Source organism: Ornithinimicrobium sp. (assembly GCF_035267225.1).
Taxonomy (GTDB): domain Bacteria; phylum Actinomycetota; class Actinomycetes; order Actinomycetales; family Dermatophilaceae; genus Ornithinicoccus.
The window spans coordinates 114,650-129,672 of sequence record NZ_DATFMA010000096.1; the positions used below are offsets into that span (position 1 = coordinate 114,650).

Consider the following 15,023-nt stretch of genomic DNA (forward strand, 5'->3'; position numbering starts at 1 on the left):
GGAGTCTAAGGTGGCACCCATGACCGACCGCATCTCCGCCGGAACCTCCCTGTCGACCCAGGACATCGCCGACCTCATCGACCACGCGCTGCTCAAGCCCGAGCTGACGCCCCAAGATGTGCGAGCCAGCGTCGTCGACCTCGCCGGGCAGCGGATCTGGTCGGTGTGTGTGCGGCCTGCTGACGTGCCGCTGGCGGTCGAGGCCGCCGCCGGCGTGGAGGGCTCCCCCACGCGCGTGTGCACGGTCATCGGGTTCCCGCACGGCACGACCTCCACCGCGGCGAAGGTGGCCGAGGCGCGTCAGGCGCTGGCCGACGGCGCGACCGAGCTGGACATGGTGCTCCACATCGGTGCCCTCATCGGGGGTCTGCACGAGCAGGTGCAGGACGACATCGCTGCGGTGGTCGAGGTGGGACATGAGGCCGGTGTGCTGGTGAAGGTCATCTTCGAGACCGTGCTGCTCGAGGAGGAGCAGAAGAAGCAGGCCTGCCGGCTCAGCGAGGCGGCAGGGGCAGACTTCGTCAAGACCAGCACCGGGTTCGCCGGCGGCGGCGCGACGTTGTCCGACGTGCGGCTGATGCGCGAACAGTGCTCTCCCGGGGTCCAGGTCAAGGCATCGGGCGGCGTGCGGGACATCGACACCGCCCTGGCCATGGTGGCCGAGGGCGTGACCCGGCTGGGAACCTCCAGCACCGAAGCGCTCCTGCACGAGGCACGCGTGCGGGAAGCGGGCGGCACCCTGGTGGTGCCGAGCCCCGAGGCGGACCTCGACCTGCCCAGCGGCGCACGGCCTCCCGTGAGCGACACCTACTGACACCAGGCTGAGCCTGCCGGCTACGGCTCTGCCACGCGGTCGAGGATGACCTCGCGGGGGTGGTCGCGAGCGCTACCGCTGGAGTCGATCTCCCACGCGCCGTCCAGGGCGGCCATCGCGCGCTCGATCCGGTCGGGGGTGTCCGTATGCAATGTCAGCACGGGTTGGCCGGCCCGCAGGGCATCGCCCGGCTTGGCATGGATGGTGACCCCGGCCGCGGGCTGCACCTCCTCCTCCTTGCGCGAGCGTCCTGCGCCCAGCCGCCACGCGGCGACGCCGACGGCGAAGGCGTCCAGCGAAGCCAGTACTCCCCCGTGCGACGCGGTGATCTCGTGGCTCTCCCGCGCCGCCGGCAGATCCGCGTCCGGGTCTCCCCCCTGGGCCGCGATCATCCGACGCCACGCGTCCATCGCGCGTCCGTCGGCGAGCACCTCGGTAGGGTCGATGTCGGCGTACTGCTCGCCTGCGCCGGCGAGCATCTCGCGGGCCAACGCTACGGTCAGCTCGACCACGTCATCCGGCCCGCCACCGGCCAGCACCTCCAGGCTCTCGGCCACCTCGAGGCCGTTGCCGGCGCTGCGGCCCAGTGGCACCTCCATGTCGGTCAGGAGGGCCGTGGTGGACACCCCCGCGTCCTGGCCGAGACCGACCATGAGCTCGGCCAGCTCCCGGGCCGAGCCCAGGTCCTTCATGAACGCGCCCGTGCCCACCTTGACGTCCAGCACCAGGGTCCCGGTGCCTTCGGCGATCTTCTTGGACATGATGGACGAGGCGATCAGCGGGATCGCCTGCACCGTCCCGGTGACGTCGCGCAGGGCGTACAGCCGCTTGTCGGCCGGAGCCAGGCCCGACCCGGCCGCGCACACCACCGCTCCCACCTCCTCCAGCTGCGACCGCATGGCCTCGGTGCTCAGGTCGGCCTGCCAGCCGGGGATGGCCTCGAGCTTGTCCAGCGTGCCCCCGGTGTGCCCCAGTCCCCGCCCCGACAGCATCGGTACCGCCACGCCGCAGGCTGCGACCAGGGGCGCGAGAGGCAGCGTGATCTTGTCGCCCACGCCGCCGGTGCTGTGCTTGTCGGCGGTCGGCCGAGAGAGCCCGGTGAAGTCCAGGCGCTCACCCGAGGCGATCATCGCCGCGGTCCAGTCGGCCGTCTCCCGCCGGTTCATCCCGTTGAGCAGGATGGCCATGGCCAGAGCCGACATCTGCTCCTCGGCCACCATCTCGCGCGTGTAGGCGTCGATGACCCAGCTGATGGCCTCGGTGCTGAGCTCGTGGCCGTCGCGCTTGGTGGCGATGACGTCCACGGCGTCGAACTCTTCACTCATGGTGTCCTCCGGGGTCGGTGTGACTGCCCGCTCAGGGTCGGTGTGACTGACCGCTCGGGTCCGTGTGACATCGTGAGCGGCGTGAAACTCGCCGAGTCCATGGCCCTCATCGTGCCACCTGTGGCGGAGCTCAAGCGTCGCTCCCTCTCGCGTGCGGACGGCGAGAGCACGATGTTCCCGACCCTGGTCGTCCTGCGTGATGACCGCGTCGTGGCCGCCGTCAGCACACCGCGTCTGGAGGCGACGATGGCCTGTGCCGCTACGGTGGCGGTCGGCATGGCTCCCCAGATGCTTGCGGTGGCCGCCCAGGTGAGTCTTCCCGACGGCTCACACGCCATCGCCTACACCACGATGACGGACGAGCACCGTGCGGCTCTGGCCGTGCAGCCCTACTCGGTCACGGGGGACGACATCACCTTCGGCACCCCCGAGCGGGGGGACCCCGAGGACCGCAGCATCATGGACCAGCTGGCAGCGGCGATGAACCTCGACCCCCTGGACGCCGGAGCGGTCAGTGCCGCCGGCGGGACGTCCCCGGCGGGCGACGCAAGCCCCGACGACGAGGGGCGGGAGAACCTCTCCGCCGAGCGCGGCCGGATGGTGATCGACGCCGGCACGTGCGCCTCCCTGCACCGTTCGGTCGCCGGCATCTCAGGCACCGTGATGTTCCTGCCGGCCTCCCCCCAGCACGCCGAGGCTCTGCTCGCCCACGGCATGCCACCGCAGGTGCTGCTCCGGCCGCGACCGTAGGCCGCACCACCAAGCAGCCGAGGCGAGCCCGGTCACAGCGCAGGCTCTCTACTGAGGTGATCGAGCCTCATGACGGTCGAGGTCGGCGGTGCCGAAAGCCTGCGGCAGCACCTCGCTCATCGGACGGGCTCCGAGTGGGGTCATCACCTGGCAGTCGGGGCCCGCGTGCTCGCTGAGGAGCTGGCGGCAGCGGCCGCACGGCATCAGGACCTCGCCATCACCGTCGACACACAGCACGGCACCCAGCCGGCCGCCACCCCCGGCCACCAGCGAGCTGACCATGCCGCACTCGGCGCACAGGGAGAGGCCGTAGCTGGCGTTCTCGACGTTGCAGCCGCTGACCACTCGCCCGTCGTCGACGAGCCCGGCCACACCGACCGGAAAGCGGGAGTAAGGAGCGTAGGCGGTGCGCATGGCGGCGACGGCGGCCTCGCGCAGCATGTCCCAGTCGGGCTGGGCCTCGGAGTCGTCCATAGTGCCCAGCAGGGTACCCGGCCCGGGGCCCGCCGCGCAGGCCCGGTCAGGCCAGCGCCACCGCGGCCAGCAGCTTGGCGGCGTGGATGACCGCCCGCTCGTCCACGATGAGGTCGCCCTGGTGCAGCTCGTAGGTCGTCCCACCGGGTATGCGCGTGCCCAGGCGGGCCATGGCCCCGGGCACCTGCATGAGGTACCACCCGAGGTCCTCCCCGCCGAGGGACTGCTGGGTCGGCACCACGGCGTCCACGCCGAGGACCGCCCGCGCGGCTCCGGCGAACAGCGACGTGGCGACGTTGTCGTTGTTCACCGGGGGAACACCCCGGACGTGGCTCACGGTGGCGTGCACGTCGTACGGACGCACCACGGCGTGCACGATCTCCTCGACCAGGGCGCCGGTGGTGTCCCAGGTGTGCGAGTCCAGCATGCGCAGGGTGCCGATGCACTCCCCCGAGGCCGGGATGACGTTCGCCGCCGAGCCGGCGCGCACCGACCCCCACACCAGGGCCGTGCCCGAGCGCGGGTCCAGCCGCCGCGACAGGATGGCGGGCACCTCGGTGATGACCTTGCCCAGCGCGAAGGTGAGGTCGGCCGTCAGGTGGGGGCGCGAGGTGTGCCCGCCCCGTCCGGACAGGGTCACCCGGACGGCATCGGAAGCGGCGGTGATCGGCCCCGCCTTCAGACCGACCTGGCCCAGGTCCAGGGAGGGGTCGGAGTGCACCGCGTAGAGCTGGTCGACACCCTCCAAGGCCCCGGCCTCGATCAGCGCGTGCGCGCCTCCGGGCATGGACTCCTCCGCCGGCTGGAAGAGCAGCCGCACCGCCAGGTCCCGTTCGACCAGCTCGTCGTGCATCTGGGCCAGCGCGAGCCCTGCGCCAAGGACTCCGACCGTGTGCAGATCGTGGCCGCAGGCATGCGCGACCCCGGGGTGACGCGAGGACCACTCCAGGCCCGTGTTCTCCTCGACGGGCAGGGCGTCCAGGTCGGCCCGCAACGCGACCCGGCGGGACGGGTCGCTCGCCCCCAGGTCAGCGATCGCTCCGGAGCCGGGCAGGGCTCGCACATCGGCTGCCGTGTCGGACAGGGCCGTCATGACCAGCGCTGTGGTCCGGTGCTCCTGCCACGACACCTCGGGGAAACGGTGCACCTCCCGGCGATGCTCGAGAAGGGTGTCCTCCATGGTGTCGATGGCGGCGCAGGCCCGCGCGATCATCGTGTCGGCAGACCGGATGGCAGCACTGGGTTCGGCAGTCACAAGAAAACTCGGTAGCTCGCTCTTCGTCTCGGGGGGCTGGTCAGCACCTCACCATACCCTCGCTGAATGCCCTCGCCGACTCACCGTCCTGCGCCACCGGCCTACCCGCCGTAGTGGGCCGCGTTGCTTGGAGTGGCTCAGAAAGTCTCCACCGGCACGTGCTGGCCCCACACCTCACGCAGCGCGTCGGCGACCTCACCGCCGGTGGCTCGGGCCCGCAATGCCTCGTGCATGGGCTGCAGCACGTTGTCGGTGCCGGTGGCGGCCTGTTGCATCCGAGCGAGGGCGTCGGTCACGGCCGTGGCGTCCCGCGCGTCGCGCAGCTGCTCCAGACGCCGGCACTGCTCGGCCTCGATCATCGGGTCGACCGTCAACGGCTCGTACGGCTCCTCACTGTCGCTGGCGAAGCGGTTCAGCCCGACGACCACCCGCTCCCCCGAGTCGATCGCCAGCGCGCCGCGGTAGGCGGCGGCCTCGATCTCGCTCTTCTGGAACCCTTCCTCGATGGCCCGTACCGCCCCGCCGCGGTCGGCGACCGCCTGCATCAGCTCGAGTACGGCCTCCTCGAGGTCGTCGGTCATGGACTCCATCAGGTAGGAGCCCGCGAAGGGATCCACCGACTTCGTGACGTCCGTCTCGTGGGCGATCACCTGCTGGGTCCGCAGCGCGAGCCGAGCCGCCTTGGTGGTGGGCAGCGCGATGGCCTCGTCGAAGGAGTTGGTGTGCAGCGACTGCGTCCCTCCCAGAACCGCTCCCAGGCCCTGCAGGGCGACCCGCACCAGGTTGACCTCGGGCTGCTGGGCGGTGAGCTGCACGCCGGCCGTCTGGGTGTGGAAGCGCAGCATCATCGACTTGGGGTTGCGGGCGCCGAACTGCTCCCGCATCGTCCGGGCCCAGATCCGCCGGGCCGCCCGGAACTTGGCGACCTCCTCCAGCAGCGTGGTCCGGGCGACGAAGAAGAAGGACAGCCGGGGTGCGAAGTCGTCGACCGCCAGACCGGCGTCGAGCGCGGCTTGGACGTACTGCTGTGCGTTGGCGAGGGTGAAGGCGACCTCTTGCGCGGGTGTCGCTCCCGCCTCGGCCATGTGGTAGCCCGAGATCGAGATCGTGTTCCACCGCGGCAGGTGCGCGGCGCAGTAGGCGAACGTGTCGCTGACCAGTCGCAGTGACTGAGCCGGGGGGTAGATGTAGGTGCCTCGGGCGATGTACTCCTTGAGCACATCGTTCTGCACCGTCCCGGTCAGCTTCCCCGGCGAGATGCCCTCGTGCTCGGCGGCCAGCTGGTACATCAGCAGCAACGTGGAGGCGGGCGCGTTGATGGTCATCGAGGTGGACACCTCGTCCAGCGGCAGCCCCTGGGTGAGCACGCGCATGTCCTCGACCGAGTCGATGGCGACTCCGACCTTGCCCACCTCGCCGCTGGCCAGCGGGTGGTCGCTGTCGTAGCCCATCTGCGTGGGCAGGTCGAAGGCCACGGACAGCCCGCCCGTGCCGGCGGCGACCAGCTCGTGGTAGCGGTCGTTGGACGCGCGGGCGGTGCCGAAGCCGGCGTACTGCCGCATCGTCCACGGTCGGCCGGTGTACATCGAGGGGTAGACCCCGCGCGTGAACGGGTAGCTTCCGGGCTCGCCGAGCCGCTCCTCCGGGTCGAAGCCGGACAGCGCCTCCGGACCGTACACCGGCTCCAAGGGCAGGCCGGACTCGCTGTACAGGGTGCTCATCGGCTCAGGCTACCGGCGGGCCCTCAGCCGCTGCTGGCACTGGCGCCCGCCTTGGGCTCGACCTCGGTGTCCAGCCGCGGGATGGTCATCTTCGCCACCACGGCCAAGACCACCAGCACCACGATCACCGCTCCCAGGCCGACCAGGCCACTGCCGGTCAACGCCAAGGCGACGTAGCCGAGCACGGCCGCGAACGCGCCGGTGAGGGCGTAGGGCAGCTGGGTGATGACGTGCACGATGACGTTACAGCTGGCACCGGTCGAGGACAGGATCGTGGTGTCCGAGATCGGCGAGCAGTGGTCACCGAAGACCGCGCCGGCCAGCACCGCACCGAAGGCGGGCAGCAGCAGGTCGGGCTCGTTGATGGAGTTCATGATGTCCCCGGCGATGGGCAGCAGGATGCCGAACGAGCCCCACGAGGTGCCGGTGGAGAACGCCATCGCACCGGCGAGGATGAACATGACCGGCACCAGCCACTGCGGGTCCATGTTCGCGCTCTCCACGAGGCCACCGAGGTAGTCACCGGTGCCCAGGGCCGAGATGAGCGAGCCGAGCATCCACGCCAGCAGCAGGATGTAGACCGCGGGCAGCATCGACTTGATGCCCTCCACCAGGCCCCTGCCGAGGGTGGCCGCGCCGAACTTGGGGTTGTTCAGCGTGTAGCGCATGTAGTAGTAGAAGGCCGCCGCGAACCCGAGGACCGCGCCGTAGATCAGGGCCTCGGTCACGCTGGTGTTGGCCATGACGTCCAGCGGCGCCCAGCTCGGCTCGTCGGCGCCGGAGTACCCGGTCCAGACGATGCCACCGATCACCCCGACCACGAGCGCCAGGAACGGCACGATGAGGGCGCGCTTGGCGCCCGGCTTGTGCACCGGAAGGTCCTCGTCGAGCTCGCCGGGGATGTCGAGGCTGTCGTCGAAGGTCTTGCCCTCGGCGATGGCCCTGCGCTCCTCCTTGCGCATCGGGCCGAGGTCGATCTGCAAGGAGACCACGAGGAAGACCGTCATGATGGCCGCGATGGCGTAGTAGTTCATGGTGGCCGCGGTCAGGAAGGCCTCGAACTCGCTGATCGTCAGCGCCGAGGCAGCCACCATCGGAGCCATGACCCCGATGATGTAGGCGCCCCAGCTGGAGAAGGGGGCGAGCACCGCGACCGGCGCGGAGGTGGAGTCGATCAGGTAGGCGAGCTTGGCCCGTGCCACCCGGTGCCGGTCCGTGACCGGCCGCGCCACCTGGCCGACGGCGAGGGCGTTGAAGTAGTCGTCGATGAAGATGACCACGCCGAGCACGGCTCCCAGGAACTGGGCCCCCCGGCGGGTGCGGATGCGTTCGACCGCCCAGTCCGAGAAGGCCGTGCTGCCTCCGGCCATGAGGATCAGCGCGGTGATCATGCCCAGGGTGAGCGTGAAGATCAGGATGTAGACGTAGCTCGTGTTGACGGCACCCTCGACCCAGAAGATCTCCACGAAGGCGGTCCAGACCTCGGACAGCGCCTGCAGGGGGTTCCAGTCGGAGATGATCAGCGCAGAGGCGAGGACGCCGGCTCCCAGGCTGAGCACGACGCGCTTGGTCGCGATGACCAGAACGATCGCCAAGACCGGCGGCAGAATGCTGACGAATGTGCCTTCCATGGCAACGCCCTTCTCGAGTCGAGGCGTCCCAGACTAAAGGCTGCCAGCAGCGCCGACAACGGATGCCTGCGCATCCGGCCGGCTCGTCTTGGATGCCTACAGCTGGCGGAGGCGCCGCACGAGAGCAGGCCCCCCGTAGACCAGCCCGGTGTAGACCTGCACCAGCGTGGCGCCGGCGTCCAGCATGGCTCGGGCGTCGTCGACCGTCATGATGCCCCCGACGCCGATCACCGGGAAGTCGCTGACTGCCGTGATGTGCTCGACCATCTGACGGGACCGCTCGGTCAGCGGGCGGCCCGACAGGCCTCCGGCGGCGGGGGCGAGATGCTGCTCGACGAGGTCGACATGGTCGCGCTTCAGGGTCGTGTTGCCCGCGATGATCCCTGACACCCCGGCGTCCGTGGCGACCTGCAGCGCCTCATCCACGGCGGGAAGGCTGAGATCCGGTGCCACCTTCACCAGCACGGGCAGACCGGCGGCGGACCGCACCACCTCGGCGAGCAGCTCCCGGAGTGGATCCGCATCCTGCAACGAGCGCAGACCGGGAGTGTTCGGGCTGGAGACGTTCACCGCGATGTAGTCGGCGACGTCGCGCACGGCCTCGAGGCACCGCAGGTAGTCCGCGGTGGCCTGCTCCACCGGCGTCTGCTTCCCCTTGCCGATGGACACCCCCACCGGGATGTCGACCAGGCCGCGCTCGCGGTGCTCTCGCAGGTGAGCGGCCAACGACGACGCGCCGTCGTTGTTGAAGCCCATGGCGTTGACGAGGGCCTGGCTACGCGGCAACCGCACTAGCCGGGGCCGCGGGTTGCCCGGCTGCGGACGGGCGGTGACCGTGCCGACCTCGACGTGCCCGAAGCCCAGGGCGGACCACGTCGGCACCGCGACCCCGTTCTTGTCCATCCCGGCAGCCAGTCCCAGCCGGTGTGGGAAGGAGATCCCGCACACCTCGACCGCGCGCGCCGGCGCGACCGGGGCCATCTGCGTCAGCCGGGCCAACGCGCCCTGGGAGATCTTCCGGGCCGCCAGAGCCTGGGCGGCGGTCATGGCCAGGTGATGGGCTCGCTCGGCATCCAGCCGGAAGAGCACCGGTCGGGCCAGCCGCGTATACCCGGCGTCGACCGCGCGTCGACCCATCCCTGCCCGCACACCTCCACCCTAGTTCGCCACCCCCAGCCTCGACCCAGGACCTCCAGCCCGCAGTTCGCGGCCCGAAGACGATGTGAGGGCTGGGGGTGCCGGTTGCGCCACCTACACTCGGGCCGATGGGCGAGGACGCAGGGGATGCCAACCGGCCCGACACCGAGGAGAAGACGCCACCTCTGCCGGGGGCCGCCACCGGCTCGGGTCAAGACGGCGTGAGCGACTTCTGGGCGGTGGTGCCGGCCGGTGGATCCGGGACGCGGCTCTGGCCGTTGTCCCGCCGGCAGCACCCGAAGTTCCTGCTCGACGTCACCGGCCACGGGTCCTCGCTGCTCGCGGACACCGTCAGGCGGCTGCGCCCGCTGTGCGGAGAGCGCCTGAAGGTGGTCACCGGCACCGACCACGCCGCTGCGGTGCGAGAGGCTCTGCCCGGAGTGGGCGCGGACCAGCTTCTCCTCGAGCCCGCCCCCCGCGACTCCCTGCCGGCGATCGGCTGGGCCGCCGCCTGGCTCGAGCACCACCAGCCCCAGGCGGTCCTCGGCTCGTTCGCCGCCGACCACGTCGTCAGCGACCACGCTCGTTTCGAGGCCGCCGTCGTCCGTGCGGTACAGGTGGCCCGTGAGGGCATGCTCGTGACCCTGGGGGTGCGGCCCACGCGGCCGGCCACCGGCTTCGGCTACATCCGGCCTGGCCCCGCCTACCCCCGACCCGTCGCCGGCGGCCCCGCCACCCGCGCGGTCTCGGCCTTCGTGGAGAAGCCGGATGCCGAGGCGGCCGCCCGCTACGTGGAGCAGGGGGACCTGTGGAACGCCGGCATGTTCGTGGTCCGGGCCCGGGTGCTGATGTCCATGATCGAGCAGTGGCAGCCGCAGCTGGCCGCGAGCCTGCGCAGCGTCGTGGCCCGTCCGCAGGACATCGACCGGCTGTGGCCGTCCATAGCGGAAGCGGCCATCGACACCGCCGTCGCCGAACCCGCGGCCCGGGACGGGCGCGTGGCCGTGGTGGAGGCCGACTTCGCCTGGGACGACATCGGAGACTTCGCTGCCCTGGGTGCGCACCTGCCCGTCGCCGCGGACCATCCGCTGCTGCGCGTGGGGGGCGCGGAGTCCCTCGTGACCGCCTCGGACACCTCGGGGCTGGTCATCGCCTCCGGTGGTCGTCCGGTCGTGACCCTGGGGATGACGGACGTCGTCGTGGTGGACACCGGCGACGCGGTGCTGGTGACCACCCGCGCGCACGTGCAGGACGTCAAGAAGGTCGTGGACAGCCTGGCCACGAACGGGCACGGCGAGGTGCTCTGAGCGCGGTCGCTCAGGAGGCCAGGACACCGGCGAGCGGGTGGCGCGAGTCGACCTGCCAGCCCCCGGACTCCTCCCAGCGGTACAGGCACATCTCGCTGAGGCAGAACTCAGCCGTGAACGTGGCGTACTCCTCCTGGACGGCATCCAGCCTCGTCGGCTGGAGGTCGTGGGCCAGGGTGACGTGGGGGTGGAACGGGAAGGGCGAGGGGGTGGGCACCGGACCTCGGCAGACGGCCCGGCCCAGGTCGTGACAAGCCTGCACCCCCTCGCCCAAGGCCAGGTAGACCACGTCCGAGACCGGCCGGAACGTCTGAGTCCCGGCGAGGCTGATCCGCATCGCGGCGTGGCCTTGGCCCACACGTGCCAGATGCGCGCGGAGGTCGTCCAACCGCTCGGTGTCGACATCCGTCGGCGGGAGCAGGGTGATGTGGGCCGGCATGCCCTCGGCGCGCGGGTCCCCCAGCGCGGCCCGGATTCGCGTGACCTCGGGGCCGACCGGGTCCGGGATCACCAGCACCACACCGACGGACACCACACCGACGGACCAGGGGTTCCTCACAGCCGGTGACCCTACCGCGTGGCACCCCGGCGTCTCCCACGCCGGTCATCCGGCTCCCAGGCTGCGTGCGGTTGCTCGCGCCGGATGTCACAGTGAACGGATGGGAGAACCAGCAGGGGTGACCACGCTCGCCACCGTCATGGTCGCGGTGGTGCTGGCGGGATGCGGGGCGCAGGGGCAGGAGGGCGACGAGGACGAGGTGGTGGTGCCGGTCACCGAGGAGCCGCTCGAGGTACTCCTGGACGCGGAGTCCGAGACCGTCCTGGACCAGCCGCTGACCTACCCTCGAGGCCGGCCGGAGGTGAGCGCGAGCCTGCTCACCCTCGAGCCCGGTGAACGGACGGGACCGCACACGCACGAAGCGCCGATGCTGGCTTGGGTCCTGGAGGGTGAGGTGAGCGTCGACTACGGCGGCGACGGCACGCGGACCTACACCGAGGGCGAGACCATCATGGAGGCGGTCGGGGTGGTCCACAACGGCACGAGCTCGGGCGAGACCCCAGCCCGGTTGCTCGTGGTCAACCTGGGCTCGAACCAGGTGGAGAACACCGTGGTCGTCGACTGAGACACTCCTTGCCGTGACCGGTATACCGACCGGCGGGCGGCGATGGGCGCCGGACTAGACGCCGTCGGGTTCGTGCAGTTCGCCGAGGATGCGGTTGAAGGTCGCGGAGGGGCGCATCACCGAGGTCGTCGCCTCCTTGTCGGGGTGGTAGTAGCCACCGATCTCGACCGTGCGGCCCTGCGCCTCGCGCAGCTCGGCCACGATCTGCTCCTCGTGCCCGGCGAGGTCGCGAGCCGTGCCCGAGAACGCCTGCGCGAGGTCAGCATCCTCGGACTGCTCAGCGAGCTCGTGTGCCCAGTACAGAGCGAGGTAGACGTGGCTTCCGCGGTTGTCGATCTCACCGATGGTGCGGCTCGGGGACCTGCCCTCCGACAGCAGGCGCTCGGTGGCCCGGTCCAGGGCTGCGGCCAGCACGGCGGCGGCCGGGCTGTCGGTGGCCTGGGCCAGGTGCTCGAGGCTGACCGCGAGGGCAAGGAACTCTCCCAAGGAGTCCCATCGCAGGTGGTTGTCCGACAGCAGCTGCTGCATGTGCTTGGGTGCGGACCCGCCGGCGCCGGTCTCGAACAGCCCGCCGCCGGAGATCAGCGGCACCACCGACAGCATCTTGGCGCTCGTGCCGAGCTCGAGAATGGGGAACAGGTCCGTCAGGTAGTCACGCAGGACGTTCCCGGTGACCGAGATGGTGTCCTCGCCCGAGCGCACCCGCCCCAGGGTGTACCCGGTGGCCTCCACCGGTGCCATGACCTCCAGCTGCAGGCCCTCGGTGTCCTCGTGCTCGAGGTACTCGCGCACCTTGCTGACCAGGTGCGCGTCGTGCTCGCGGTCCTCGTCCAGCCAGAAGACGGCCGGCGCACCGGTGGCCCGCGCCCGCGCCACCGCCAGCGCCACCCATTCGCGCACCGGCACGTCCTTGGTCTGGCAGGCACGCCAGATGTCGCCCTCACCGACCTCGTGCTCCAGCAGCACGTCGTCGGCGGAGCTGAGCACACGCACCACGCCGGCCTGCTCGACCTCGAAGGTCTTGTCGTGGCTGCCGTACTCCTCGGCCTTCTGGGCCATGAGGCCCACGTTGGGCACCGAGCCCATGGTGGCCGGGTCGAACGCCCCGTGCGCCCGGCAGTCGTCGAGGACGGCCTGGTACACGCCGGCGTAGCTGCTGTCCGGGATCACCGCCAGGGCATCCGCCATGGCGCCATCGGGGGCGTACATCTGCCCGGAGCTACGGATCATGGCCGGCATCGAGGCGTCGATGATGATGTCGCTGGGAACGTGCAGTCCACTCACGCCGCGGTCGGAGTCGACCATGGCCAGGTCCGGGCCCTGCTCCAGCCCCTCGTCGATGGCCGCCCGGACTCGTGCGGCCGTCTCCTCCTCGAGGTCGTCCAGGCCGCTGAGGACACCACCCAGCCCGTGGTTCGGGCTCAGCCCGGCCGAGGCCATCTCGTCCCCGTAGCGGTCGAAGACCTCCGGCAGCACCGCGCTGACCGTGTGCCCGAAGATGATCGGGTCGGAGACCTTCATCATCGTCGCCTTGAGGTGCACCGAGAACAGCAGGCCCTCCTCGGTGGCCCGGTCGACCTGCTGGGACAGAAAGGGGCGCAGGGCGCGGACCCGCATCACCGCAGCGTCGACGATCTCGCCGGCCTGGACCTCGATACCGTCCTTGAGCACGCTCTCAGCGCCCCCTTCGCCGACGTGCACGATACGCAGGGTGTCCGCGGCCTCCATCACGACCGACTTCTCGGTATGCCGGAAGTCGCCGTCCTCCATGGTGGCCACGTTGCTCTTCGAGTCCGCCGACCACGGCCCCATGGAGTGGGGGTGGGAACGCGCGAAGTTCTTCACCGACGCCGGCGCTCGGCGATCCGAGTTCCCCTGGCGCAGCACCGGGTTGACCGCACTGCCCTTGACCGAGTCGTAGCGCGCACGGGCGTCCTGCTCCTGTTGCCCGCTGGGGGACTCGGGGTAGTCCGGCAGGTCGTAGCCCTGGGACTGCAGCTCGGCGACCGCCGCCTTCAGCTGGGGCAGGGAGGCGCTGATGTTCGGCAGCTTGACGATGTTCGCCCTGGGCGAGCTGGTCATCTCGCCCAGCTCGGCCAGGGCGTCCGGCACGCGCTGACCTTCCGGCAGGACGTCGGCGAAGGCCGCGAGCGTGCGGGCGGCCAACGAGATGTCCCTGGTCTCGACGTCGATTCCGGCGGTGGCCGCGAACGCCTCGACGATGGGCTTCAGGGAGTGCGTCGCCAGCATGGGCGCCTCGTCGGTGACGGTATAGGTGATCGTCGGCATGGGGTGCAACAGCTCCTGGTATGCGGCGGGCGGGGCGGCGTCGTCGGATCCCGATCAGGCTAGCGCCTGGCCGCCCGGAACGGGCTGGCTCACCGGCCGATCGCCCGCCTCGACGCTGCTACGGTGCGAACAGACCGCAACAAGACCCGCCCGAAAGGGATCCTCGTGGACCGCACCCCCGTCAAGGTCGCCGTCACCGGCGGCGCCGGCCAGATCTGCTACAACCTGCTGTTCCGCATCGCGTCCGGGGAGATGTTCGGGCCCGACACGCCGGTCGAGCTCCGGCTGCTGGAGATCAGCGACGCGCTGAAGGCCCTGGAAGGCGTGGTGATGGAGCTCGACGACTGCGCGTTCCCGCTGCTGTCCGGGGTGCAGATCGGCGACGACCCGACCGTGGTCTTCGACGGCGTCAGCTTCGCCCTGCTGGTGGGAGCCCGCCCTCGGGCCAAGGGGATGGAGCGAGCCGACCTGCTCGAGGCCAACGGGGGGATCTTCACCGGCCAGGGCAAGGCGTTGAACGACCACGCCGCGGACGACGTGCGCGTGGCGGTCACCGGCAACCCGGCCAACACCAACGCCCTGATCGCCCTGAGCAACGCGCCGGACATCCCCCGTGAGCGCTTCACCGCGCTGACCCGGCTCGACCACAACCGCGCCGTCGCGCAGCTCTCGCAGCGCACCGGCCGGCCGGTCACCGACATCAGCCGGATGACTATCTGGGGCAACCATTCGGCCACCCAGTACCCCGACCTGTTCAACGCGCGCGTCGGCGAGGAGAACGCGGCCGAGGCGGTGGGTGACCAGGAGTGGCTTGCCGAGACCTTCATCCCGACCGTGGCCAAGCGCGGTGCCGCGATCATCGAGACCCGCGGCTCCTCGTCGGCGGCGTCGGCGGCCGCGGCCACCATCGACCACACCCGTGACTGGATGACCGGCACGCCGGCCGACGACTGGACCTCGATGGTGGTGCCCTCCGACGGCTCGTACGACATTCCCGAAGGCCTCATGTGCTCCTTCCCGGTGCGCACCTCACAGGGGCAGTGGGAGATCGTCCCGGGGCTCGAGGTCCCGGACTTCTCGAGGCAGCGCATCGAGGCCAGCGTCGAGGAGCTGACCGAGGAGCGCGACGCCGTGCGCTCCCTGGGCCTGATCGACTGACCGCACCGCGGTCTCGCCGCCGGGGGCACCCGCTCGCG

Annotated in this window: 13 protein-coding genes; 5 read left to right on the forward strand and 8 right to left on the reverse strand. The window is 70.8% G+C overall.

Features of this window, described 5'->3' with window-relative positions; all coding sequences use genetic code 11:
• Positions 1–19 precede the first annotated feature (19 nt).
• Positions 20–814, forward strand: coding sequence for a deoxyribose-phosphate aldolase (gene deoC / locus VJ976_RS09740; RefSeq protein WP_324100016.1), 795 nt, complete (start codon positions 20–22; stop codon positions 812–814).
• Between the two features lie 20 nt (positions 815–834).
• Here the strand turns inward: deoC and VJ976_RS09745 are convergent, their stop codons facing one another.
• On the reverse strand, positions 835–2,139 hold the full coding sequence (locus VJ976_RS09745; RefSeq protein ID WP_324100017.1) for a thymidine phosphorylase: 1,305 nt from the start codon (positions 2,137–2,139) through the stop codon (positions 835–837).
• 81 nt (positions 2,140–2,220) lie between these two features.
• Between VJ976_RS09745 and VJ976_RS09750 the strand changes: the two genes are divergently transcribed.
• Entirely contained in the window at positions 2,221–2,889 is a 669-nt protein-coding gene (locus tag VJ976_RS09750) for a hypothetical protein (protein WP_324100018.1), read from the forward strand.
• Positions 2,890–2,937: 48 nt separating this feature from the next.
• Here VJ976_RS09750 and VJ976_RS09755 read toward each other — a convergent pair whose 3' ends face one another.
• From VJ976_RS09755 to VJ976_RS09775, 5 genes are all read right to left on the reverse strand, one after another.
• Positions 2,938–3,363, reverse strand: a complete 426-nt coding sequence (locus tag VJ976_RS09755; protein ID WP_324100019.1) for a cytidine deaminase — start codon at positions 3,361–3,363, stop codon at positions 2,938–2,940.
• Between the two features lie 46 nt (positions 3,364–3,409).
• Positions 3,410–4,576, reverse strand: a complete 1,167-nt coding sequence (locus VJ976_RS09760) for an amidohydrolase (RefSeq protein WP_324100020.1) — start codon at positions 4,574–4,576, stop codon at positions 3,410–3,412.
• Between the two features lie 179 nt (positions 4,577–4,755).
• Positions 4,756–6,339: an acyl-CoA mutase large subunit family protein gene (locus VJ976_RS09765; protein ID WP_324100021.1), complete on the reverse strand. Its 1,584-nt coding sequence runs from the start codon at positions 6,337–6,339 to the stop codon at positions 4,756–4,758.
• A 23-nt stretch (positions 6,340–6,362) separates the two neighbouring features.
• Positions 6,363–7,970, reverse strand: coding sequence for a Na+/H+ antiporter NhaC family protein (locus VJ976_RS09770; protein WP_324100022.1), 1,608 nt, complete (start codon positions 7,968–7,970; stop codon positions 6,363–6,365).
• A 96-nt stretch (positions 7,971–8,066) separates the two neighbouring features.
• On the reverse strand, positions 8,067–9,119 hold the full coding sequence (locus VJ976_RS09775) for a quinone-dependent dihydroorotate dehydrogenase (protein WP_324100023.1): 1,053 nt from the start codon (positions 9,117–9,119) through the stop codon (positions 8,067–8,069).
• Between the two features lie 116 nt (positions 9,120–9,235).
• On the opposite strand from VJ976_RS09775, the gene VJ976_RS09780 reads away from it, so the two are divergent.
• Positions 9,236–10,414 (forward strand): mannose-1-phosphate guanylyltransferase, encoded by a 1,179-nt coding sequence (locus VJ976_RS09780; protein WP_324100024.1) that lies wholly within the window; start codon positions 9,236–9,238, stop codon positions 10,412–10,414.
• Between the two features lie 10 nt (positions 10,415–10,424).
• Here the strand turns inward: VJ976_RS09780 and VJ976_RS09785 are convergent, their stop codons facing one another.
• Complete coding sequence (locus VJ976_RS09785) at positions 10,425–10,973, reverse strand: 2'-5' RNA ligase family protein (protein WP_324100025.1); 549 nt, start codon at positions 10,971–10,973, stop codon at positions 10,425–10,427.
• 100 nt (positions 10,974–11,073) lie between these two features.
• Here VJ976_RS09785 and VJ976_RS09790 point away from each other — a divergent pair, with 100 nt between their 5' ends.
• Positions 11,074–11,538, forward strand: a complete 465-nt coding sequence (locus tag VJ976_RS09790; RefSeq protein WP_324100026.1) for a cupin domain-containing protein — start codon at positions 11,074–11,076, stop codon at positions 11,536–11,538.
• A gap of 54 nt (positions 11,539–11,592) precedes the next feature.
• Here the strand turns inward: VJ976_RS09790 and VJ976_RS09795 are convergent, their stop codons facing one another.
• Complete coding sequence (locus VJ976_RS09795; protein WP_324100027.1) at positions 11,593–13,827, reverse strand: NADP-dependent isocitrate dehydrogenase; 2,235 nt, start codon at positions 13,825–13,827, stop codon at positions 11,593–11,595.
• Positions 13,828–13,992: 165 nt separating this feature from the next.
• Here VJ976_RS09795 and VJ976_RS09800 point away from each other — a divergent pair, with 165 nt between their 5' ends.
• Positions 13,993–14,985, forward strand: a complete 993-nt coding sequence (locus VJ976_RS09800) for a malate dehydrogenase (RefSeq protein WP_324100045.1) — start codon at positions 13,993–13,995, stop codon at positions 14,983–14,985.
• Positions 14,986–15,023: the final 38 nt, after the last annotated feature.

Excerpts from the sequence above, each read along its gene's own strand:
- VJ976_RS09795 (WP_324100027.1), bottom strand. The coding sequence starts at position 13,827 with ATGCCGACGATCACCTATACCGTCACCGACGAGGCGCCCATGCTGGCG.
- VJ976_RS09770 (WP_324100022.1), bottom strand. The coding sequence starts at position 7,970 with ATGGAAGGCACATTCGTCAGCATTCTGCCGCCGGTCTTGGCGATCGTT.
- VJ976_RS09780 (WP_324100024.1), top strand. The coding sequence starts at position 9,236 with ATGGGCGAGGACGCAGGGGATGCCAACCGGCCCGACACCGAGGAGAAG.
- VJ976_RS09765 (WP_324100021.1), bottom strand. The coding sequence starts at position 6,339 with ATGAGCACCCTGTACAGCGAGTCCGGCCTGCCCTTGGAGCCGGTGTAC.
- deoC (WP_324100016.1), top strand. The coding sequence starts at position 20 with ATGACCGACCGCATCTCCGCCGGAACCTCCCTGTCGACCCAGGACATC.
- VJ976_RS09790 (WP_324100026.1), top strand. The coding sequence starts at position 11,074 with ATGGGAGAACCAGCAGGGGTGACCACGCTCGCCACCGTCATGGTCGCG.
- VJ976_RS09745 (WP_324100017.1), bottom strand. The coding sequence starts at position 2,139 with ATGAGTGAAGAGTTCGACGCCGTGGACGTCATCGCCACCAAGCGCGAC.
- VJ976_RS09755 (WP_324100019.1), bottom strand. The coding sequence starts at position 3,363 with ATGGACGACTCCGAGGCCCAGCCCGACTGGGACATGCTGCGCGAGGCC.
- VJ976_RS09760 (WP_324100020.1), bottom strand. The coding sequence starts at position 4,576 with ATGATCGCGCGGGCCTGCGCCGCCATCGACACCATGGAGGACACCCTT.